The organism is Rhodovulum steppense (assembly GCF_004339675.1).
Lineage (GTDB): Bacteria > Pseudomonadota > Alphaproteobacteria > Rhodobacterales > Rhodobacteraceae > Rhodovulum > Rhodovulum steppense.
The window spans coordinates 1-1,579 of record NZ_SLVM01000061.1 but is presented as its reverse complement, the minus strand read 5'-3'; the positions used below and the strand labels follow the sequence as shown (position 1 = coordinate 1,579).

Below are 1,579 nucleotides of genomic sequence, written 5' to 3'. Positions count from 1 at the left end.
GATACGATCGGTGCCCGGAAACGTTCTTCTCTGCGATCATGCTCGCCGCAACCGTCTTGTTCTGGCTATGATCAAGAACGAGTCCTGAGCCTAAGCAGGTCCGAAGGAGAAACCATTTCCAATTGCTTGCTCAGGTATTCCTCGAAGATCGGATCTCTGTCGAAGGAAATGCTGTTACGGCCCTCCTGAATGGCAACGCGAGTCGTGACGCCGCTGCCAGCGAAGAAGTCGAGCACGGTCGAGCCAGGATAGGACAGTGCGCGAACAAGCCGCTCAATCACTACGGCGGGTTTCTGCGTCGGGTGCCCGACACGTTCCTTCGAGTTGCCGTTTAAACGCGGCATCCGCCAAACGTTGGTGGGATTGCGGCCCTTCTCCACAGATTCAGGATTGAGGCGCTTGTCTTTCATATAGGCTTTCTTCGTTTCCTCGTCGTAGGGTTCGCGCACCGCGTCGAGGTCGAAGAAATACTTGTTGGTTTTTGCGAACCATGCGACTTCCTCGTGCCTATTCGCGAAAAATCGGTGTGCACTCATACCATTCGGGTAATTCCAGATGATGAGGTTTGCGAGCAGCATTTTACTGTTAATCCGCAAATGCGAGATCAACGAAAGCAAATCGCCCGAACCTGCTTCGTTCTGATACTGCAACCCACCGAAAATTGCGATGCTACCGCTCGGTGCCAAAACGCGCTCGGCCTCGCGCAGCCAATCTTTCGCCCAATCAAGGTAGTTGGCATGGCTGTCCCAGTTGGCCAACTGAATGTTGTAGGGCGGATCGCAGACGATGAGTTGAATGGAATTGTCGGGGATCGCCGCAAGCGTGTCGAGGCAGTCGCTCACACCGACGACGTGGCGGGTCTTGCTCGGCACCTCAAAGCTGACCGATGCCTCAGACGAGTGCTTCCCGCCAGCCTTCTTAAGGGCGTTCATCGCCTGATGTCCTGCGTTCCTGTGTGATCTGTTCGCCATTGCCCGTTGTTCCGTTCATCGCTGTTTTCTTGTCGCAGCGGGGCGAACGTCAACGGCAGGCGCCGAACACCCGCGCCGCCGGTGTCCCCGCACGTTATCAGGTTTGCAAGTCTGCTGACAGCACGTTGATTGAAGTCTTCGCAACATCGAGTAGGACTTCAGCCATCGCCTTCGCTGACCAAGGGCTTGCTTGGAAGTAGAGCGACGCGACTTGCAGCATCTGCCGCACACCGCCAGCGTCAACGAAGATGTTCTCGCAGTAGTTTTGATTGATCTCCCGTCCAAGGCTGCTTGCCGTAACTCGATCAATACGGTTCAGCATTCCGGCCTTGTGGGAAATCTCGATTTCGCGCCCGTCAGGGGTGAACACGCTGAAAGTCTCGGTCGCGAAATTCGATCCTTGCAGAAACACGACATAGGGAAAATGCTGCTCGTCGAGCATGAAGTTCCGAAATTCGACGATGTTCTTGTGCACGCGCTCGATGGCGTTGCCCGCCACCATGAAGTCCTGATCTGTTGGATGTCACTGAGAACTGACCCAGCGTTGTCACCGAGAACTGACCCGCCCGGTCGTTATGTTTGCTACTTCATGCTGGGGTCAATGGTGC

General features: G+C 55.3%; 1 protein-coding gene and 1 pseudogene. Both read right to left on the bottom strand.

What is annotated here, in order from left to right; translation table 11 throughout:
- Positions 1 to 71 precede the first annotated feature (71 nt).
- The gene (locus EV216_RS18035; protein WP_207894031.1) at positions 72 to 932 is read right to left on the bottom strand and encodes a DNA-methyltransferase; all 861 of its coding nucleotides are present in this window, start codon (positions 930 to 932) and stop codon (positions 72 to 74) included.
- A gap of 136 nt (positions 933 to 1,068) precedes the next feature.
- Positions 1,069 to 1,476, bottom strand: a pseudogene (locus EV216_RS18030) (EcoRI family type II restriction endonuclease); the annotation flags it as partial.
- Positions 1,477 to 1,579: the final 103 nt, after the last annotated feature.